17 protein-coding genes are annotated in these 18,970 nt (G+C 64.1%); 7 read left to right on the top strand and 10 right to left on the bottom strand.

The window, feature by feature from the left end; all coding sequences use genetic code 11:
- Nucleotides 1-10: 10 nt before the first annotated feature.
- From odhB to ACN9MX_RS17840, 7 genes are all read right to left on the bottom strand, one after another.
- On the bottom strand, nt 11-1,252 hold the full coding sequence (gene odhB / locus ACN9MX_RS17870) for a 2-oxoglutarate dehydrogenase complex dihydrolipoyllysine-residue succinyltransferase (protein WP_363830118.1): 1,242 nt from the start codon (nt 1,250-1,252) through the stop codon (nt 11-13).
- An 8-nt stretch (nt 1,253-1,260) separates the two neighbouring features.
- Nucleotides 1,261-4,071, bottom strand: a complete 2,811-nt coding sequence (locus ACN9MX_RS17865) for a 2-oxoglutarate dehydrogenase E1 component (RefSeq protein WP_363830116.1) — start codon at nt 4,069-4,071, stop codon at nt 1,261-1,263.
- 86 nt (nt 4,072-4,157) lie between these two features.
- Nucleotides 4,158-5,042 carry a succinate--CoA ligase subunit alpha gene (sucD, locus tag ACN9MX_RS17860; RefSeq protein WP_025547828.1) on the bottom strand — a complete coding sequence of 295 codons (885 nt, stop codon included), beginning with the start codon at nt 5,040-5,042 and terminating at the stop codon, nt 4,158-4,160.
- 104 nt (nt 5,043-5,146) lie between these two features.
- A complete protein-coding gene (mdh, locus tag ACN9MX_RS17855; protein WP_363737195.1) occupies nt 5,147-6,109 on the bottom strand; it encodes a malate dehydrogenase in 963 nt (320 codons plus the stop codon).
- 295 nt (nt 6,110-6,404) lie between these two features.
- Nucleotides 6,405-7,517 (bottom strand): cell division protein ZapE, encoded by a 1,113-nt coding sequence (zapE, locus tag ACN9MX_RS17850; protein ID WP_363830113.1) that lies wholly within the window; start codon nt 7,515-7,517, stop codon nt 6,405-6,407.
- A complete protein-coding gene (locus ACN9MX_RS17845; protein ID WP_363830451.1) occupies nt 7,514-7,957 on the bottom strand; it encodes a PaaI family thioesterase in 444 nt (147 codons plus the stop codon). Before ACN9MX_RS17845 ends, zapE begins: the two co-directional genes overlap by 4 nt.
- Before the next feature lie 34 nt (nt 7,958-7,991).
- Complete coding sequence (locus tag ACN9MX_RS17840) at nt 7,992-8,780, bottom strand: succinate dehydrogenase iron-sulfur subunit (protein WP_025547823.1); 789 nt, start codon at nt 8,778-8,780, stop codon at nt 7,992-7,994.
- Between the two features lie 153 nt (nt 8,781-8,933).
- Here ACN9MX_RS17840 and ACN9MX_RS17835 point away from each other — a divergent pair, with 153 nt between their 5' ends.
- From ACN9MX_RS17835 to ACN9MX_RS17825, 3 genes are read left to right on the top strand one after another with little or no spacing between them, the layout of a single operon-like run.
- Nucleotides 8,934-10,025, top strand: coding sequence for a glycosyl transferase (locus tag ACN9MX_RS17835; RefSeq protein ID WP_363830111.1), 1,092 nt, complete (start codon nt 8,934-8,936; stop codon nt 10,023-10,025).
- The gene (locus tag ACN9MX_RS17830; protein WP_363830109.1) at nt 10,022-11,116 is read left to right on the top strand and encodes a CDP-alcohol phosphatidyltransferase family protein; all 1,095 of its coding nucleotides are present in this window, start codon (nt 10,022-10,024) and stop codon (nt 11,114-11,116) included. Before ACN9MX_RS17835 ends, ACN9MX_RS17830 begins: the two co-directional genes overlap by 4 nt.
- Nucleotides 11,113-11,541 (top strand): HIT family protein, encoded by a 429-nt coding sequence (locus ACN9MX_RS17825; protein ID WP_363830106.1) that lies wholly within the window; start codon nt 11,113-11,115, stop codon nt 11,539-11,541. The genes ACN9MX_RS17830 and ACN9MX_RS17825 overlap by 4 nt, the downstream gene beginning before the upstream one ends.
- Here ACN9MX_RS17825 and ACN9MX_RS17820 read toward each other — a convergent pair.
- Nucleotides 11,529-12,296 carry a phosphocholine cytidylyltransferase family protein gene (locus tag ACN9MX_RS17820; RefSeq protein ID WP_363737199.1) on the bottom strand — a complete coding sequence of 256 codons (768 nt, stop codon included), beginning with the start codon at nt 12,294-12,296 and terminating at the stop codon, nt 11,529-11,531. The genes ACN9MX_RS17825 and ACN9MX_RS17820 overlap by 13 nt on opposite strands.
- A 118-nt stretch (nt 12,297-12,414) precedes the next feature.
- Here ACN9MX_RS17820 and ACN9MX_RS17815 point away from each other — a divergent pair, with 118 nt between their 5' ends.
- Nucleotides 12,415-13,740 carry a lipopolysaccharide biosynthesis protein gene (locus ACN9MX_RS17815; protein WP_363830103.1) on the top strand — a complete coding sequence of 442 codons (1,326 nt, stop codon included), beginning with the start codon at nt 12,415-12,417 and terminating at the stop codon, nt 13,738-13,740.
- Between the two features lie 33 nt (nt 13,741-13,773).
- Here the strand turns inward: ACN9MX_RS17815 and ACN9MX_RS17810 are convergent, their stop codons facing one another.
- Both ACN9MX_RS17810 and ACN9MX_RS17805 read right to left on the bottom strand, forming a co-directional pair.
- Entirely contained in the window at nt 13,774-14,877 is a 1,104-nt protein-coding gene (locus tag ACN9MX_RS17810) for an NAD(P)/FAD-dependent oxidoreductase (protein ID WP_363830100.1), read from the bottom strand.
- The gene (locus ACN9MX_RS17805; RefSeq protein ID WP_363830097.1) at nt 14,874-15,854 is read right to left on the bottom strand and encodes an alpha/beta hydrolase; all 981 of its coding nucleotides are present in this window, start codon (nt 15,852-15,854) and stop codon (nt 14,874-14,876) included. Before ACN9MX_RS17805 ends, ACN9MX_RS17810 begins: the two co-directional genes overlap by 4 nt.
- A gap of 63 nt (nt 15,855-15,917) precedes the next feature.
- On the opposite strand from ACN9MX_RS17805, the gene ACN9MX_RS17800 reads away from it, so the two are divergent.
- Genes ACN9MX_RS17800 through ACN9MX_RS17790 form a run of 3 tightly spaced genes read left to right on the top strand, consistent with a single transcriptional unit; the run spans nt 15,918 to nt 18,967 of the window.
- Nucleotides 15,918-16,370 carry an A24 family peptidase gene (locus tag ACN9MX_RS17800; RefSeq protein WP_414714651.1) on the top strand — a complete coding sequence of 151 codons (453 nt, stop codon included), beginning with the start codon at nt 15,918-15,920 and terminating at the stop codon, nt 16,368-16,370.
- A gap of 52 nt (nt 16,371-16,422) precedes the next feature.
- Nucleotides 16,423-17,442 carry a Flp pilus assembly protein CpaB gene (gene cpaB, locus ACN9MX_RS17795; RefSeq protein ID WP_363830091.1) on the top strand — a complete coding sequence of 340 codons (1,020 nt, stop codon included), beginning with the start codon at nt 16,423-16,425 and terminating at the stop codon, nt 17,440-17,442.
- A 1-nt stretch (nt 17,443) separates the two neighbouring features.
- Complete coding sequence (locus ACN9MX_RS17790; RefSeq protein WP_363830088.1) at nt 17,444-18,967, top strand: type II and III secretion system protein family protein; 1,524 nt, start codon at nt 17,444-17,446, stop codon at nt 18,965-18,967.
- Nucleotides 18,968-18,970: the final 3 nt, after the last annotated feature.

The raw sequence follows: 18,970 nt of genomic DNA, 5'->3' as shown, positions 1-18,970 counted from the left end.
GCGTGATGTCTTACAGGTCGATCAGCAGGCGGGTCGGATCCTCGATCGCGTTCTTCACCGCGACGAGGAACGTCACCGCCTCGCGACCGTCGATCAGGCGATGGTCATAGCTGAGCGCGAGATACATCATCGGGCGGATCACGATCTCTCCGTTGCGGACCACGGGACGGTCCTCGATGCGGTGCAGGCCCAGCACCGCCGACTGCGGCGGGTTGATGATCGGGCTGGAGAGCAGCGAGCCGAAGACCCCGCCATTGGAGATGGTGAAGGTGCCGCCCTTCATGTCCTCCATGGTCAGCGTGCCTTCCTTCGCCTTCTTGCCGAAATTGCCGATCGTCTTTTCGATATCGGCAACGCTGAGCGACTCCGCATTGCGGATCACCGGCACGACCAGACCGTTCGGCGCGGACACCGCGACCGAGATGTCGGCGAAATCATTATAAACGATCTCGTCGCCCTCGATCTGCGCGTTCACGCCCGGAATGTCGCGCAGCGCCATGCAGACGGCCTTGGTGAAAAAACCCATGAAGCCCAGACGGACGCCATGCTTCTTCTCGAACAGATCCTTGTACTTCGCCCGCGCCTCGATGACGTTGGTCATGTCGACGTCATTATAGGTGGTGAGCAAAGCGGCGTTATTCTGGGCTTCCTTCAGGCGCTTGGCGACCGTCTGGCGCAGCCTGGTCATCTTGACGCGCTCCTGCGCGCGGCTCGGGCCAGTCGCGGGACCGGCGGCCGCGGGCGCGGCGGCAGGGCTGGCGGCCGCAGCCCGCGCAGTACCGGCAGCGGCAGCGGCCAGCACATCATCCTTGGTCAGGCGGCCATCCTTGCCCGTGCCCTTGATCTTGCTCGGATCAAGGCCATGCTCCAGCACCAGGCGGCGCACGGCAGGCGACAGGGTCAGGTTGCCGCCCTCATCCTCCTCGACGGGCGCCGAAGCGGCCGGCGCTGGCGTGGCGGCTTCCGCCTTGGCAGCGGGAGCCGGAGAAGCGGCGGACGCAGCGGCAGTCGCAGCACCCTCGTTCACATAGCCCAGCAGCGCGCCGACCTCGACCGTGTCGCCTTCCTTGGCGATGATATCGCCCAGCGTGCCGGCGGCCGGCGCGGGCACGTCCACCGCGACCTTGTCGGTTTCAAGGCTGACGATGGGCTCGTCGGCCTTCACGGCATCGCCGGGCTTCTTGAGCCACTGGCCGACGGTTGCTTCGGTAACGGATTCGCCCAGGGTGGGGACTTTGACTTCGGTAGCCATGAGCTTGTTCAGCCTTTCTTCTGGCGACGGATTTCTTCACGGACGCTGTGACCCAGCGCATCGGCGACGAGGGCGCCCTGTTCGGCGACATGGCGCTTGGCGAGGCCCGTGGCGGGCGACGCCGACGCCTTGCGGCCGGCATAGCGGGCGCGCATCGGCGCCTTGCCGGCGGCTGCCAGCGCTTCCTCGATATAGGGTTCCACAAAGAACCATGCGCCGTTGTTGCGCGGTTCTTCCTGACACCAGACGACGTCTTCCAGGCTCGTCATGCGCTCCATGCGCTTGGTAAGGGCCTCCGTCGCGAACGGATAGATCTGCTCAATGCGCACGATCTGCACATCCGTGTCGCCGGCGGCATCGCGTGCTTCCATCAGATCGTAGAACACCTTGCCGGAACAGAGCACCAGGCGGCGAGTGTCCTTGTCGGCCGACCCATTGGGGTCCGACAGGATACGCTTGAAGTGCGTTTCGCCCAGGAAATCCTCCGCCTTGCTGACCGCCAGCTTGTGACGCAGCAGCGACTTGGGCGCCATGATGATCAGCGGCTTGCGGAACGGCCGCAGCATCTGGCGACGCAGGACGTGGAAGTAATTGGCCGGGGTCGTGATGTTCGCAACCTGGATATTCCCCTCCGCGCAAAGCTGGAGATAACGTTCCAGTCGGGCCGAGCTATGTTCCGGACCCTGCCCTTCATAGCCATGCGGCAGCAGGCAGACCAGGCCGTTGGAACGCAGCCACTTGGTCTCCGACGAAGCGATATACTGGTCGAAGATGATCTGCGCGCCATTGGCGAAGTCACCGAACTGCGCTTCCCACAACACCAGGCTCTTGGGATCGGCCAGCGCGAAGCCATATTCGAAGCCCAGCACACCATATTCGGAGAGCGGCGAGTCCAGCACCTCGAACCGGCCATGCGGCACGGTCGAAAGGGGGATATATTTGTTCTCCGTATCCTGGTCGGTCCAGACCGCATGCCGCTGGCTGAACGTGCCGCGCCCGGAATCCTGGCCCGACAGGCGGACGCCATAGCCTTCCGACAGCAGCGATCCGAAGGCCAGCGCCTCGCCGGTCGCCCAGTCGAAATTCTCGCCGGACTTGAACATCTCCGCCTTGGCGTCGATCACGCGCTTCAGCGTCTTGTGGACGTTGAGGCCATCCGGAATCGCCGTCAGCGTCTTGCCAAGACTGTCGAACAGCTTCTGGCTGATCGCGGACTCGACGCTCTGACGGGTCGTTTCCGCGTCGGCCGGCTTGTGCAGGCCGGACCAACGACCGGCGAACCAGTCGGCCTTGTTCGGCTTGTAGCTCTTCCCGGCCTCGAACTCTTCCTCCAGATGGTTGACGAAGTCGCCGGTCGCTTGGGCGACGAAATCGTCATCGACCACGCCTTCGGCCTTCAGCCGCGCCGAATAGACATCGCTGACGGGGGGATGCTGGCGGATCTTCGCATACATCTGCGGCTGGGTGAAGGACGGCTCATCGCCTTCATTGTGGCCGAAGCGGCGATAACACCACATGTCGATCACGATGTCGCGGTGGAAGGTCTGGCGATATTCCATCGCCAGCTTGCATGCAAAGGTCACCGCCTCCGGATCATCGCCATTGACGTGCAGGATCGGGGCCTGAACGCCCTTCGCCACATCGCTGGGATAGGGCGAACCGCGCGAGAATTGCGGGCTGGTGGTGAAGCCGATCTGGTTGTTGACGATGAAGTGGATGCAACCGCCGGTATTATAGCCCGACACGCCTGAAAAGCCGAAGCACTCCCAGACGATGCCCTGCCCGGCAAAGGCTGCGTCGCCGTGGATCAGCACGGGCAGCACTTGTTCATGTTTGGCAAGGTCGTCGCGGAAAGTCTGCTGCGCGCGCACCTTGCCCAGCACCACCGGATCGACGGTTTCCAGGTGCGACGGATTGGGGACCAGCGACATATGCACCTTGACGCCGTCGAACTCGCGATCGGTCGAGGTGCCAAGGTGATATTTGACGTCGCCCGAACCGCCGACATCCTCGGGATTGGCCGTACCGCCCGAAAATTCGTGAAAGATGACGCGAAAGCCCTTGGCCATCACATTGGCCAGCACATTCAGGCGGCCGCGATGGGCCATGCCGTAGACGATCTCGCGAACGCCCTGCGCACCGCCATATTTGATGATGGCTTCCAGCGCCGGGATCATCGATTCGCCGCCGTCCAGACCGAAGCGCTTGGTGCCGACATATTTGCGACCCAGGAACTTCTCATATTGTTCGGCGTGGATCACCTTGGCCAGGATCGCCTTCTTGCCTTCCGGCGTGAAGTGGATTTCCTTGTCCTTGCCCTCCAGACGCTCCTGGAGGAAACGGCGTTCCTCCACGTCTGCGATATGCATATATTCAAGGCCGACATTGCCGCAATAATTGGCGCGCAGGATCGCCACGATCTCCCGCACGGTGGCATATTGCAGGCCCAGCGTACCGCCCAGATAGACCTTTTTGTCAGGGTCGTTCAGGCCGTGATATTCCGGCGTCAGGTCAGCCGGCAGGTCGCGCTGGGTCAAGCCGAGCGGGTCTAGATTGGCAGCCAAATGACCACGTACGCGATATGTACGGATCAACATCTGCGCGCGTATTGCATCGTCAGCCGCGCTTACGGCATCAGCGTCCGAAATCGCCTTGCCATTGGTCTTGGCGGCGGCCTTTACGGCCACTTGCATCTGCGTGGGGTCAAGCGCCCCGGTCAGGTCGTCGGTGTCGATCGGCGGCCAGTTGGTGCGCGCCCAGCTCGGCCCGCGTTCAGCCTCGCCAACTCCGTCAAAAACTTCCTGGTTCTCGTAACCCATTTCTCTTGTCCCATGCCAACCGCGTGCAGTCGCGGAGCGGGGTAACCGATGGCCGGGGTGCAGCCCGGCCATCGCGTTCGGCCGGTTCAGCCCTTCAGCACTTCCAGCAGGGTCGTGCCAAGTTCGGACGGGCTGGCGGCGACCTTGATGCCGGCCGCTTCCATCGCCGCGATCTTGCTCTCAGCGTCGCCCTTGCCGCCCGACACGATCGCGCCGGCATGACCCATGCGGCGGCCCGGAGGCGCCGTGCGGCCCGCGATGAAGCCGGCCATCGGCTTCTTGCGGCCCTTCTTCGCCTCGTCGATCAGGAACTGGGCGGCCTGCTCTTCGGCATCGCCGCCGATTTCGCCGATCATGATGATCGATTCGGTGGCGTCGTCGGCCAGGAAGAGTTCCAGCACGTCGATGAAGTTGGTGCCGTTCACCGGATCGCCGCCGATGCCGACGGCCGTGGTCTGGCCCAGGCCCGCATTGGTGGTCTGGAACACCGCCTCATAGGTCAGCGTGCCAGACCGCGAAACCACGCCCACGCTGCCCTTGGAGAAGATGTTGCCCGGCATGATGCCGATCTTGCATTCGCCCGGCGTCAGCAGGCCGGGGCAGTTCGGGCCGATCAGGCGCGACTTGCTGCCGGAAAGGGCGCGCTTCACCTTCACCATGTCCAGCACCGGAATACCTTCGGTGATGCAGACGATCAGCGGGATTTCCGCATCGATCGCCTCCAGGATGGAATCGGCCGCGAACGGCGGCGGGACATAGATGACCGAAGCGTCGGCGCCGGTCTTCGACTTGGCCTCCGCGACGGTGTCGAACATGGGCAGGCCGATATGGGTCGTGCCGCCCTTGCCAGGCGTCACGCCGCCGACCATCTGCGTGCCATAGGCCAAGGCGGTTTCGGTGTGGAAGGTACCGGTGGCACCGGTCATACCCTGGGTGATGACCTTGGTGTTCTTGTTCACCAGAATGGACATGAGCGTCCCTTCATTTTCTGTGGACGTGGCACTTTGGGTCTAAAGGCGAACCGCCCCAGGCTGCGCACTTACCTGGGACGGTCCGGTGCAAGCTCGTTTGGGGCTCAGGCCAGCGAAGGATCAATGCCCTTGCAGGCTTCCAGCAGTTCCTTGACGGCGTCGATCGACACCTGAAGGTTCGCCTTCGCCTCATCGTTCAGTTCGATCTCGACAACCTGCTCGACGCCATCCTTGCCGATGATCACGGGCACGCCGACATAAAGATTGTCGACGCCATATTGACCGGTCAGATTGGCGGCGCAGGGCAACAGGCGCTTCTTGTCGCCCAGATAGGCCTCCGCCATTGCGATCGCGCTGGTCGCCGGCGCATAGAAGGCGGAACCGGTCTTGAGCAGCGCGACAATCTCGCCGCCGCCCGAACGGGTGCGCTGCACGATGGCGTCGATGCGCTCCTTGGTCGAGCGACCCTGCTTGATGAGATCGGGAACCGGGATGCCGGCGACGGTCGAATATTCGATCACCGGGACCATCGTGTCGCCGTGGCCGCCCAGCACGAAGCTGGTGACATCCTTGGCCGACACGTTGAATTCTTCCGCCAGGAAATGATTGAAGCGCGACGAGTCGAGCACGCCCGCCATGCCCACCACCTTGTTGTGCGGCAGGCCGGAAAATTCGCGCAGCGCCCACACCATCGCGTCGAGCGGGTTGGTGATGCAGATGACGAAAGCGTCGGGAGCATTGGCCTTGATGCCCTCGCCCACGGCCTTCATGACCTTGAGATTGATGCCCAACAGATCGTCGCGGCTCATGCCCGGCTTGCGAGCGACGCCCGCGGTGACGATGATGACGTCGGCGCCCGCGATGTCGGCATAATCATTGGAGCCGGTGATCTTCGCGTCGAAGCCCTCGACCGAAGCGCATTGCGACAGGTCGAGCGCCTTGCCCTGCGGAATGCCCTCAACCACGTCGAACAGAACGATGTCGCCCAGACCCTTGAGAGCCGCGAGATGCGCGAGGGTGCCACCGATATTACCAGCGCCGATGAGCGCGATCTTATTACGGGCCATATGCAATCATCCTCCAAGCCGTAAACTGGATTGCCGAGAAACCGAAACTGCATGAGCGCTTAGGCCTATACGACCTAGGTTTCAACCGCACAAAAGCGCCTATCCCAATTTATCTTTGCAATTCGTTCGCAATTGCATTAAACAACCAATGCCTCTGTTGCCCACGCGCTCCCACCCTGGCGCACGGCCCTTCCCCACAGCGGCCACCTGCTGCGCGCCTCCCTGGACGGGAGCGCGCGGCCCCTTTCCTAAGCCTGAATTCTGATCGAATAAGCGAGCCAGCGACCAGCCGAGACTATTTCTCGCCGTGACCCAGCGCCAGATAGTCGTCGGACTGCATTTCCATCAGCCGCGATACGGTGCGCTCGAACTCGAACGCCCCGTCGCCTTCGGGATAGAGGCGTGCCGGCTCCGCGTCAGCGGAGGCGAGCAATTTCACCTTATATTCGTAGAGCGCATCGATCAGCGTCACGAAACGCGCCGCCTCATTGCGCTTCTCCGGCCCCAGCACCGGAATGCCGACGATGATGACACTATGATATTTGCGGGCGATCGCCAGATAATCGGGGGCGCCGCGGGCCTCGGCGCAGAGGCGCTTGAAGGAAAAGACCGCCACGCCCTTCAGGCTCTTGGGCACATGGAGCGTCCGGCCGCCCTGCACCTGGATATCCTCGGCCGGAACCTTGGCCCGGTCTTCCACGGGATAGTCCGTCAGCCGGAAAAAGGCTTCCGACAGCGCCCTTGTCGCTTCCGCGCCATTGGGTGAATGCCACAAGGCGGCATCGCCCAGGCGATCACGGCGATAATCGGTCGGCCCGTTCAGGGTCATGACGTCCAGCTTCGCCTTGATAAGGTCGATGAACGGCAGGAAAAGTTGGCGATTGAGACCGTTCTTGTAGAGTTCGTCCGGCGCGCGGTTGGACGTGGTGACGATCGTCACGCGCTTTTCCAGCAAGCCGGTGAAGAGCCGGGACATGATGGCGGCATCGGCCATATTGTTGACCACCATCTCGTCGAAACAGAGCAGCCGAGCCTCTTCCGCCAGCGACTCGACCACAGGGGGGATCGGATCGCCCGTTTCCGATTTGCGCGCCTCGGCCAGCCGGGCGTGAACGTCGAGCATGAATTCGTGGAAATGCGCGCGCTTCTTGCGCTGGATCTGCACCGTGTTGAAGAACAGGTCCATCAGCATCGATTTGCCGCGGCCCACGCCGCCCCACATATAAAGGCCGCGCGGCGGTTCCGGCGCCTTGCGCAACAATCGCCACAATGTGGAACCACGCGGCGGCGTTGCCTCCAGTTCCTGTTGCAGCCGCTCCAGCCGCTCCGCCGCGGCCCGCTGGTCGGAATCGGGGCGCAATTCGCCCGCAGCGACAAGCGCGTCGTAGCGAGCGATGACGCTGCTCATCCTGGAAGCCTCCTGGCTTCGGGCGCCTTGCGCACGGTCGCGGTCGATGCCGCGATCAATTCATCATCCTGGGAAATGGTCAGGCGCAGGAACATCAGCCGACCTGTTTCGCGCAGCAATTCGACCTCCGCGCGCAGGACGGGACCGATTTTCCCGGGACCGCAATATTGCATGGCAAGGTCAACGGTCACCGCCGCCACCTGTTCCGGCCGGCCCATCGCTGCCAGCCCGGCGAAATAGGCATGGTCGGCAAACGCCGCGAGAAGACCGCCATGCAGCACGCCCAGCCGGTTGGCGTGCGATGGTCTGCTTTCCAGCATGACCGTCGCTTTGCCCGCGGCATCGCAGCGCAAATATGTGATGCCAACGGCCGAATCGAGGAAGGTGCCCTTCACCATGTCGGCCCAGCATGACCAGCCCGCCCATGGTCCGTCGGCCACCAGGCTCAGATGACCTGCTTCCTCGCTCACTTCCTCAGAGTTGCCGTTCGACCATCATCTTCTTGGTTTCCGCGATCGCCTTGGCGGGGCTGAGGCCCTTGGGGCAGACATTCGCACAGTTCATGATGGTGTGGCAGCGATAGAGACGGAAGGGATCCTCCAACTCGTCCAGACGCTCGCCAGTATATTCGTCGCGGCTGTCGGCCAGCCAGCGATAAGCCTGCAGCAGGATAGCAGGACCAAGGAACTTGTCGCTGTTCCACCAGTAGCTGGGGCAGCTGGTCGAGCAGCAGGCGCACAGGATGCACTCGTAGAGGCCGTCCAGCTTCTCGCGATCGGCCGGCGACTGGAGCCGTTCCTTGCCGCTGGGCGCCGGGCTGACGGTTTGCAGCCAGGGCTTGATGCTGTTGTACTGCGCGTAGAAATGCGTGAAGTCGGGCACAAGATCCTTGATCACGTCCATGTGCGGCAGCGGCGTCACGCGCACTTCCTTGCCCGCGCATTCCTCGATGGAGGTGGTGCAGGCGAGGCCGTTGCGGCCGTTCATGTTCATCGAGCAGGACCCGCAAATACCCTCGCGGCAGGAACGGCGGAAGGTCAGCGTCGGATCATATTCGTTCTTGATCTTCAACAGTGCGTCCAGGACCATCGGCCCGCAATTGTCGAGATCGATCTCGAACGTATCGTAACGGGGATTCTGGCCGGAGTCGGGATCGTAGCGATAGACCTTGAAGCTCTTGACGTTCGTCGCGCCGTCGGGCGCCTTGTGGGTCACGCCCTTGGCGCTGATCTTGCTGTTCTTGGGCAGCGAAAATTCGGCCATTGCTCGTCAAGCCTCTCGGATAATCCTTCAGTCGGCGTTGCGCATAACAAAAAATCTGCAAAGGTCCAGCACTGACGCACTGCAAAAGCGGGTTGCTTGATTTGTGGCGGTCCTGATCGCTACGGCTCGGCACACCCTGAAGAGGCCAGCCCGTTGCCGACCGACATCGCCTTCCTTGCCATTGCCGAAGCCCATCAGGCCTATCATTGGCTGCCGTCGGCGCTTGCCTTGTCGCGGCGGGCGGGGGTGAAGGTGCACGTGCTTTCCCCTTCCCGCCTGATCCTGGATCTGGTCGCCGGCTATGATGAGGAAGGCGCGCTGAACCTCATCCAGCTGCGCAGGCCGCCCTCGCAGCCCGATTCGCTATTCCGCCAGCCTTCGCGTTTCCTGACGCTGATGCTGAACTATGCGACCATCCGCCGCTTTCCCGTGCTGGTAACGACGGAGATTTCCAGCGGCTGGCTGCGTCGCGTGCCCGGTTTTTCGTCGCGCATGATACAGATCAAGCATGGCGCGGGCGATCGGGAGGGCGGGTACAAGGCACGCCATTCGGCCTTCGACCTGACCCTGGTCGCAGGCGAGAAGGACCGGCGGCGGCTGATCGAGCGCGGTCTGTGCGCGGCACAGGATTGCGCGGTCGGCGGCTATGCGAAGTTCGAACTGAAGGCCGCCCCACGGCGGTTTTTCGACAATGACCGGCCGGTGCTGCTCTATAATCCGCATTTCGACGGCGAATTATCGTCCTGGCTCCGTCACGGGCCGGAGGTGATGGCGGCATTGGAGGCGCTGGAGGGGTGGAACGTCATCATCGCACCCCATAGCAAGCTCGCCAGCCGCACCGCGCCAATCCACACGACGGCGCCGCATATCCGCGTCGACATGGGCAGCCGTCATTCCATCGACATGAGCTACACGATGAGCGCGGACGTCTATCTGGGCGATGTGTCGAGCCAGGTCTACGAATTCCTGCTCCGTCCCCGGCCCTGCATCTTCCTCAATCTGGACCGGCGCGACTGGCACGGCAGCGACGCCTTCGCCCACTGGCACTTGGGGCAGGTGATCGAGGATATCGGCGACCTGCGCCAGGCGCTGGATCGCGCGGCGGACTTGCAAGCCGGCTTCGTTGATGCTCAGGAGACGGCCATGTCAGATTCCATCGACCGTTCGCCCCTGCCCGCCTCCGAACGGCAGGCCGACCTCATCCTCGATTTCGCCCGGAAATCCCAGGGGACCGCCGCCGCATGACGCAGACGATCATGACCGCGCTGGGGCCGATACGGCTGCTGGGCGACAACCCCACCCGTATATGGGGCATGTCCAATGCAGAGCGCTGCCGCCGCATGGCCGAAAGCTCCGCGAAGAACGGGAGCGCATTGGCCGATGGCCACGAACTGCTGTTCAACCTCGCCTACGCCTTCGACCCGCTGCTGCTGCGGCTGGTGCTGGAGGAGCCGGGGACGGTGTTCGTCTGGGATGCCAGCCCGATTGTGGGACAAGTGCCGGCAGGCAGCGATCCGTTGGCGGCGCCGCATGTCGTCGATCTGTCGGACGGGCAAAAGCTCTACAACCGGCAGCTCCGCAAGCTGGAGCAGCCCTTTGTTCGAGAATTGACCCCCGCCACCCGGCGAGGGATCGAGCGAAAAAGCTATTTCGGCGCCTATAAGGGCGTCACGGACCTTCTGACCAAATATCTCTGGCCCGAACTGGCGCTGTGGCTGACGCGCCTGGCAGCCTCCATAGGCATGACACCCAATATGGTGACAGCCATGGGCGCGACGCTTTGCGTGCTCGCAACCTGGTTCTTCGCCCAGGGTCTCTATTGGACCGGTATGCTTGCCGGCTTCGTCTTCATGGTGCTGGACACGGTGGACGGGAAGCTCGCGCGCTGCACCATCACCTCCTCCAAATGGGGCAATGTGGCGGACCATGGCGTGGACCTGATCCACCCGCCCTTCTGGTGGTATTTCTGGGGCGTGGGCCTGTCGGCCTGGGGGCTGGCGCTGCCGACGCAGACTTTCGCGCTGGTGATGGCGGCGGTGATCGCGGGCTATGTGCTCCAGCGGCTGATCGAGGGGATGTTCATCAGGGATTTCGGCATGGACATCCATGTCTGGGGCCGGTTCGATAGCTGGTTCCGCCTGATCACCGCGCGGCGCAACCCGAATATGGTGATCCTGTTCTTCGCGCTGCTGGCCGGGCGCCCCGACATCGGCTTGATCGCACTGGCATGGTGGACCATCCTCTCACTCATCGTCCACGTCGTGCGGCTGATGCAGGCCTATGCCGCGAAGCGCTCCGGACGGCCCATCGTCAGTTGGATGGAGGCAAGAACATGAACGCGACCATCGAAAAATTCGGCTATCCCGCGACGCTTGTCGCGCAGTTCACGCACTGGGTCGTTCTGCTGCGTCCTGCCCAGCCGACGCTGGGATCGCTGGTGCTGGCGGCGAAATCCGACGCCACGGCCTTTGGCGACCTTCCGGCGGAGGCCCATGCGGAGCTGGCGGCCGTGACCAGGGCGATCGAAAGCGCGCTGGCCGGGGCGGTCGGCTACGACAAGATCAATTATCTGATGCTGATGATGGTGGACCCGCATGTCCATTTCCATGTGCTGCCCCGCCATGAGGGCAGCCGCAGCCATGCGGACCTTCAGATAGCCGACGCCGGATGGCCGGGACAGCCCGACCTCGGCAGCGCGGTTGCGCTCTCGCCCGAGCAGGTCGCCCTGCTCACCGACTGGCTGAAGCCCTATTTCGCGTAGCGGCCCTCTGCCAGCCAGCGAGCGGTGAGCGTGTTCGCCGCCTCGACATCCTGCGGGAAGTCGACCTCCTGCCAGTCCAGCCCCTCGATGGAGACGGTGCCGACGCGATTGCCCTTGGCGACGATGTCTATGGCGCGCAGATACCAGCGCTCCACCCCCTCGGGCGTTCGCATCATCTGGTCGATCTGGTTGCGGAAGATCGCCGGACCCTCGCCCCGGAAGGCCAGCATGCCGATGGATTCGGCGTTGGTGTCGTGCGGCAGCAACCTCTTGCCGATGGCGTGCAGGCGTCCCGTCTCGTCCCGGTTCACCTTCATGTCGTCATCATCATAGTCGCCCGGCTTGACGTCGACCGTGACGGTGATGGCGTCCTGCGCTCCGGCGATCAGCCTGCCCACGATCTCGTCCGAAACGATGGTGTCGCCGTTCAGGATGATGAAGTCGCGGTCCATTTCCTCCCGCACGATCCAGCAGGTGCCAAGATTGTCCGCCACCTGGAAGAAGGGGTTGAAGACCGTGCGGATGCGCGCGCCCGTTTCGCGATAGAGCTGGAGCGCGTGATCCTCCACCCGCTCGGTGCGGAATCCGGTCACGACGACGATGTCGGTCACGCCATTGGCCACCAGCGCCGCAACCTGCCAACTGATGAGCGTCCGGCCGTTGAAGTCGATCATGCATTTGGGCACGTCGCGGGTCAGCGGCAGAAGGCGCGACCCCTGACCGGCGGAAAGGATGATGGCTTTTGCGATAGTCATGGGCTGCGCCTTTAGAGCAAATGAAAGGGGAGGAACAGCGTGTGTTGCATCGTTCCCCGGCCGATCATAGATAGTCGCGCGCCGGTCTGTCGGCGTGCGACGAAAGGCCGGAACCCAAGTGACGAGCAAGCGTGGATCGGGTGGCCCCCAGGAAGGCTTTGCCCGCATCCTGGCGAATACGGGCTGGCTGCTTGGCGGCAAGGGCGTGGGCGCGGTGCTGAGCCTTGCCTATCTCGCCATCGTCACGCGAACGCTGGGCGTCGCTGATTTCGGCCGTTTCGCGCTGGTGCTGAGCGCCGCCAACGTGATCAAGACGCTGGTGAGCTTCGACAGTTGGCAGATCGTGGTGCGCTATGGCCAGCCTCACCTGGCATCGGGCGAAGGCGATGCGCTGAACCGGGTGTTGCGCTTCTGCATCCTGATCGATCTTGGGTCGGCCTTGGCAGGTGGGCTGATCGCCGCCTTCATCATCCTCGCCTTTGGGCCGCTGATGGAATTGTCGGCCGGGATGGGATGGCAGACCTGGATTTTCTGCATGGTGATGATGATCACCATCCGGTCCAGCCCGACCGGCGTGCTGCGGCTGTTCGACCGCTTCGATTCCGGCGCCTTCGCCGAAACCATGATCCCTGTCGGACGCATGATCGGCGCCGGGCTGGCCTGGGTGCTGATGCCCGATATCACTGGCTTCCTGATTGCCTGGGGCGCCGCCGAACTGCTCTGCGCGATCAGCTATTGGTGGCTCGCGCTGCGCGTCGGGGGTAAAAGGCTGGGAAGCTGGCGCGCGGGCCGGGCGCTGGACGCGCGCGGGGAAAATCCCGGCATCGTTGGCTTTCTCACCGCTACAAATTTGCAGACGACCCTGTCCTCCGTGGGCCAGCAGGTGGCCGTGCTGGTAGTCGGCCTCTTCGTCGGCCCGGCAGGGGCCGGCCTCTACCGGCTTGCCAATCAACTCGCCAACTCGCTGACCAAGATTTCCAGCCTTCTGTCCCGCAGCATTTTCGTGGAACTGAGCCGCACCCATTCCAGCCACGGCCACGAAGCGCTCGGCACGCTGTTCCGGCGGACCAACCGACTGGCATTGGTCGCGGGCGCGGTGATCATCGCACTGATCCTGACGATCGGTCATCCATTGCTGGGGCTGATCGCAGGCAAGGCGTTCCTGCCGGCCTATCCGCTGCTGCTGCTGCTGGGCATCGCCGCCTGCATCGATCTGGTCGGGGTGAGCTATCGACCGCTCCTCATGGCGACCGACCGGGCCAGCCTGTCGCTCCGCATCACACTGGTTTCAACCGGCCTGCTGCTGGCTATGCAGGCGGCCTTGTTGCCGATCTATGGGACCGTCGGCGCGGCCGGCGCCAATATCGCCGCCTCGATCGCGGGTTTTGCCATGATGGGCCTTGCGAGCCGACGGGTTTTGAAGCAGCCACGCATGATGCCGTAGAGCGATTTTCAAGCGATCGGATCGAAATCCGACCTAGCGAAACCGCGCAGGAGAATAGGGCACCGGATCGATTCCCGCGATCTGCGCCGGCAAAGCCTCTCCCCGAAGAAGGGCTGCCCCCAGCAAAGCCGCGGCGGGCGAGGTCTGGATACCGAACCCGCCCTGCCCCGCGAACCAGAAAAAGCCTCTCGCCGCCGGATCAAAGCCATAGACCGGCGCCCGGTCGGGGGAGAAGCTGCGCAGCCCCGCCCATCTGCGCTCGACCGCCTCGACCGGCCAGTCGACGACCGCCTCGAAACGGGCGATGGCCTCCGCCACTGCCAGTTCCTCCGGCGCGGCATCGCAGGGGGGCGATGGCTCCTCGTCATGCGGAGTCAGCCAGACGCGCCCCTCTCCCTCCGGCTTGAAATAGAATTGCGAGCCAAGGTCCATGACCAGCGGCAGATCGGCGGAAGGCATGGCGGGCACGCGCAGCTGCACCACCGTCCGGCGCAGCGGCGCGATGCCGATGGGCGCCACGCCGCAAGCGCTGGCGACGCCGTCCGCCCACGCCCCCGCAGCGTTCACGATGATCGCGCAGTCTATCGCGCCTGCATCGGTTTCGACCCGCCAGCCCTCATGCCGCGCTTCGGCCCCTCGCAAGGCCGTCGCCAACCGCACCTCGCCACCCAGCCGGCGGAAGCGCCGCAACCATGCCTGATGCAGGGCCGCCACATCGATGTCGCATACCCCCGGCTCCAGCACCCCCAGCGTCCATTCCGGCCGAAGCCCTGGAACAAATGCGGCAGGATCGACCGGAACCAGATCCACCTTGCCGGCGAACGCCTCCAGCAGCCGGTCGCGCGCTACCCTGTCGCCTGCCCGCCCGATATGCAGTGTCCGGCGCGGCTTCAGGAAAGGGGTGTCGGAAAAATCGGGATCCGGCGCAGCCAGCATGGGCCCCGATGCCGTGGTCAGCGGCTGGACGGCAACACCGCCATAGGTTTCTTCCCAGAAGGACACCGCCCGCCCCGTGGCATGATAGCCGGCGCTTGCTTCCATCTCCAGCAACAGCACGCTGGCATGCTCCGCCAGCACGGCGCCAAGGCTTGCCCCGGCAATGCCGCCACCGACGATGACGATATCAGGCCGCTTCATCCCCCGCCGCCCCTGCGTGGCGCGACTTCGTCCAGAAAGCCGTCGATCCGCCCCAGCGCGTCCAATCGCACCGGGTCCAGCTCCCGCAATATCTCATGCGCGGCCTCCCGCCCGTAAACATGGAGCCGCGCGCCCGCGATCCGTGCTGCGATCCGCTCGATGGCAGGGGTGGAGACGAGCTGGTCGGTCCGCGCCGCCAGGACGAGCAAGGGGACGACGATCCGCTCCATTTCCCGCCCCTTCTCCAGCATGCGCGTCGAATGCAGCGCCTGCGCCACCCATTTCCAGCTTGGCGGCCCCAACGCAACCTCGCGGCTATGGTCCCGCCACCACAATTCGTCGGCATAGCGTTCCGGATCGTGCGTCAGCCGCTTCTGCCGCATGCGCCGCTGCCGTTCCGACTCCTCCTTCTGGGTCCAGGCCTGCTTTTCCGCAAAACCCAGGGTGCACATGGTTTCGGCAATCGCCACCGCCAGCCAGCGGGGCAGAGGCGCTGTATGCAGTCCCATCATCGGCGCGACCGTCACCGCCGCATCGGGCGGCGCCATGCCCTCCGCCAGGGCGCGCAGCAGCAGGTGGCCCCCCATGCTGTGCGCGACGATCGCCTTCGGTCCCCTCCCTTCCCCGCGCCATTCGGCAGCGAAGGCGTTGAGGTCGGCGATCCACTGTCCGAAATCGTCAATATGTCCGCATAGCGGATCGTCCGTTGTTCGGCCCGATCCCCCTTGCCCCCGCCAGTCGAAGCTGGTGACGGCCCAACCGCGGTCGGCCCAATGGCGGATGACCTCGAGATATTTCTCGATCATGTCGCCGCGTCCGCCCAGCACCAGCATCCGGCCCCGATCGCCATCGCCCAGCCGAAAGCGGCGCAGGCGCCAACCGTCGGGTGCGGCCCAATAGTCCAACCGTCCGTCCATGGGCCAGGCACGCCGGTCGAAGGAAGCGGGAACGAAGCGGGGCGAATCCATGCGCGGCATGGTTACGCTTTGGTAAGGCATGCGGTCTATAGTTTCGAACCCATGATGGGGGATATTTTCCAAATGGCGCTGATCGGCGCCCTGGCACTGCTGCTGATCGTGGCGTCTGTCACCGATCTGCGGTCACGTATCATCTCCAACCGGCTGAACCTGACTGTGGCCGCTCTGGCGCCGATATGGTGGCTGGCCTGCGGGCTTGCGCTCTGGCCCGGAATGGCGGTGCAGCTTCTGGTTGCGCTGGTCGTGTTCCTGGCGTTCGCCGCGCTGTTCGCGCTCGGCTGCATGGGCGGCGGCGACGTGAAGCTGCTGGCCGCGCTGGCGCTGTGGTTTCCATGGCAGGCGACCTTGTCGATGCTGATGCTGATGGCGGTGCTGGGGGGCATCGTCACCATCGTGACCGTCGTGCACCATCGCATGACCCGGCGGCTGGGTCAGCCGCAAATCCCCTATGGCATTGCCATCTCGTTCGCGGCGCTTTGGCTACTTGGCGAACGATATATTAACCAATTTGCGTGAATATCCGGGGGCTCAGACGCAACTCGTCTGATTGAGGGAGGCGAATTTCATCATGGATGCCAAGAAGATCGTGCTGCTGGTGGGAGCGCTGATCATAGCGGTCACTACAGCCCTGCTCGCACGCAACATGCTGAGTTCGTCGAGCACGCCGCAGGCGGGCGCATCGTCCATGCCGGTTGAGGCGGACCAGCCCCATGTGCTGGTCGCGACGAAGGCCCTGCCGGTGGGCACCATCCTGGACGCGGAAAGTTTCCGTTTCCAGCCATGGCCCAAGGATCTCGTCGAGCAGGCCTATTATATCAAGGGCCAGGCCGATCCCCAGAAGCTGGTGGGCAGCGTCATCCGTACCGCCATTTCCGCCGGTCAGCCGATGACGGTGGGTTCAGTGATCAAGCCTGGCGACCGCGGTTTCCTCGCCGCGGCTCTGGGACCGGGCATGCGCGCCGTGACCGTGCCGGTATCGGCGCAAAATTCGGTGGCAGGCTTCGTCTTCCCGGGCGACCGCGTCGACCTGGTGCTGACGCAGAGCGTCAGCGGCGGCGGCGATGGCGATCCGCTCAAGGTTTCCGAAACCATCCTGCGCAACCTGCGCGTGCTTGCCACGGATCAGCGCATGGACGCGCTGGGCGCCGACGGCAAACCTGTCGTCCAGACCTATTCCAACGTCACCATCGAAGTCACGCCCAAGATCGCGGAGAAGATCGCAGTGGCGCAGACGATCGGCTCGCTCTCGCTCTCGCTGCGCTCGCTGGCGGACAATAGTTCGGAGCTGGACGCGGCCATCGCGGGCAGCGACGTCGACCTGCCCGACGGCAGCAATCCCAATGCGGAAAAGAAGCTGCTGGCCAGCATCGCCGCTCGCCCGGTCGACAAGGGCGGCACCTATTCCACCGGCGCCGACGTCTCGCGCTATCAGCGCAGCAGCGTCCCCGCCAAGCCTTTGCAGGCCATGGGCGCAGGCGGCGCTCCGGCCATGGGCGTGCCGGTCGGCGGCAGCATTGCGGGCCAAGGGCCGGTGATCCGCGTCGCCCGTGGAACCAGTGTGACCGTCGTTCCGGTCGGGGGGAAGTAAGATGAAGGGGTTTATCGTTCACACGGCAGCGGCCAGGCCGCTGCTCGGCCCGGCGATCGCGCTTGGCCTGGCGGTTGCGATCGCCGCCGCGCCGACCACCGCGCTCAACGCGGCGCCGGCCTCCATGCAGGACAATGCGATCCTGCTCTCCGTCGGCGGCAGCAAGGTCATCAACCTGCCGGCCAAGATGTCGGACGTGGTGATCGGCGATCCGGATGTGGTCGACGTCCATGTTCGTTCGCAGAACCAGCTTTACCTGATCGCGAAGAAGGCGGGCGAGACCACCGTCTTCGCAACAACGACCAACGGGAAGGTGCTGTTTTCCGGCACGGTCCGCGTCGGCAACAACCTGACCAGCATCGACGAGATGTTGAAGCTGGCGATGCCCAACGCGGACATCGCCGTCAACAAGATGAACGGCATGGTCCTGCTGACCGGAACCATCGCCGCGCCGGAAGACGCGGCAGAGGCCGAACGGCTGACCCAGGCCTTTGTCGGCAAGGAAGTGACGGTGGTGAGCCGCCTGCGCACCGCGACGCCGCTCCAGGTCAACCTTCAGGTCAAGATCGCCGAAGTCACCAAGGATGTCGGGCACAAGATCGGCATGAATATCACGGGACTCGGGACCGGAACCGGCAGCTTCAGCGGTTACATCAACCGCGCCGATCGAGCGTTCCAGACCAACACCGGTGGCGGCGCACCGACCAGCGACATTTCGCGATCCTGGCTGTTCAACAGTCCCACGGACGGCACGACCTCCTTGGGCTTCGTCGCCAAGCTGCTGGGCATGGATGTCGCCGCCGCGCTCGACCTTGCAGAATCAAGCGGCCTCGCCACCACTCTCGCCCAGCCCAACCTGACCTCGCTGTCCGGCGAAACCGCCAGCTTCCTGGCGGGCGGCGAATATCCCTATACCGTCAGCAACGGCACGCAGGGAAACAGCATCGAATTCAAGCAATATGGCGTGCAGCTGGCCTTCACGCCCACCGTTCTGGCGGATGGCCGCATCTCCCTTCGGGTGCGCCCCACCGTGTCGAGCCTCGACTTCTCGATCAACGCCAGCGTGCCTGCGCTCAAGAGCCGCACCGCCGAAACCACGGTGGAACTGGGTTCGGGTCAAGCCTTCATGATCGCGGGTCTGCTCAACAACGATACCGCCAATAACATCAGCAAGGTACCCGGCCTTGGCAATCTGCCCATATTGGGCAGCCTGTTCAAGTCGCGCAATTTCCAGCGCCACGAAACCGAACTGGTGATCGTCGTCACGCCCTATCTGGTGAAGCCGATGAATGCATCGGACGTGCGGCTGCCGACTGACGGGTTTCGCAATGCCAATGAGGGTCAGGGCCTGTTCCTGCAACAGGGCCATGACGGCGTCAGCGGCGCCCAGGCACCCATGCCGAGCCGCGCGCCGGGTGCGCCGGTCCCGGCGCCCGGTCCGCAATCGTCGGCGGCCCTGCCGCCCGTCGCCTCCCGTGACACCGGAAAGCGTTCCAAGGACGCCGCGCCGGGCTTCAGCTTCTGACCC

The organism is Sphingobium sp. R-21 (assembly GCF_049913335.1).
In the GTDB taxonomy this organism is placed as follows: Bacteria; Pseudomonadota; Alphaproteobacteria; order Sphingomonadales; family Sphingomonadaceae; genus Sphingobium.
The sequence above is the reverse complement of the archived record's forward strand: the minus strand, read 5'-3'. Positions and strand labels throughout refer to the sequence as shown.

Coding starts and splice junctions, on each gene's coding strand:
- odhB (WP_363830118.1), bottom strand. CDS start 1,252: ATGGCTACCGAAGTCAAAGTCCCCACCCTGGGCGAATCCGTTACCGAA.
- ACN9MX_RS17865 (WP_363830116.1), bottom strand. CDS start 4,071: ATGGGTTACGAGAACCAGGAAGTTTTTGACGGAGTTGGCGAGGCTGAA.
- sucD (WP_025547828.1), bottom strand. CDS start 5,042: ATGTCCATTCTGGTGAACAAGAACACCAAGGTCATCACCCAGGGTATG.
- mdh (WP_363737195.1), bottom strand. CDS start 6,109: ATGGCCCGTAATAAGATCGCGCTCATCGGCGCTGGTAATATCGGTGGC.
- zapE (WP_363830113.1), bottom strand. CDS start 7,517: ATGAGCAGCGTCATCGCTCGCTACGACGCGCTTGTCGCTGCGGGCGAA.
- ACN9MX_RS17840 (WP_025547823.1), bottom strand. CDS start 8,780: ATGGCCGAATTTTCGCTGCCCAAGAACAGCAAGATCAGCGCCAAGGGC.
- ACN9MX_RS17830 (WP_363830109.1), top strand. CDS start 10,022: ATGACGCAGACGATCATGACCGCGCTGGGGCCGATACGGCTGCTGGGC.
- ACN9MX_RS17825 (WP_363830106.1), top strand. CDS start 11,113: ATGAACGCGACCATCGAAAAATTCGGCTATCCCGCGACGCTTGTCGCG.
- ACN9MX_RS17820 (WP_363737199.1), bottom strand. CDS start 12,296: ATGACTATCGCAAAAGCCATCATCCTTTCCGCCGGTCAGGGGTCGCGC.
- ACN9MX_RS17810 (WP_363830100.1), bottom strand. CDS start 14,877: ATGAAGCGGCCTGATATCGTCATCGTCGGTGGCGGCATTGCCGGGGCA.
- ACN9MX_RS17805 (WP_363830097.1), bottom strand. CDS start 15,854: ATGCCGCGCATGGATTCGCCCCGCTTCGTTCCCGCTTCCTTCGACCGG.
- ACN9MX_RS17800 (WP_414714651.1), top strand. CDS start 15,918: ATGGCGCTGATCGGCGCCCTGGCACTGCTGCTGATCGTGGCGTCTGTC.
- cpaB (WP_363830091.1), top strand. CDS start 16,423: ATGGATGCCAAGAAGATCGTGCTGCTGGTGGGAGCGCTGATCATAGCG.
- ACN9MX_RS17790 (WP_363830088.1), top strand. CDS start 17,444: ATGAAGGGGTTTATCGTTCACACGGCAGCGGCCAGGCCGCTGCTCGGC.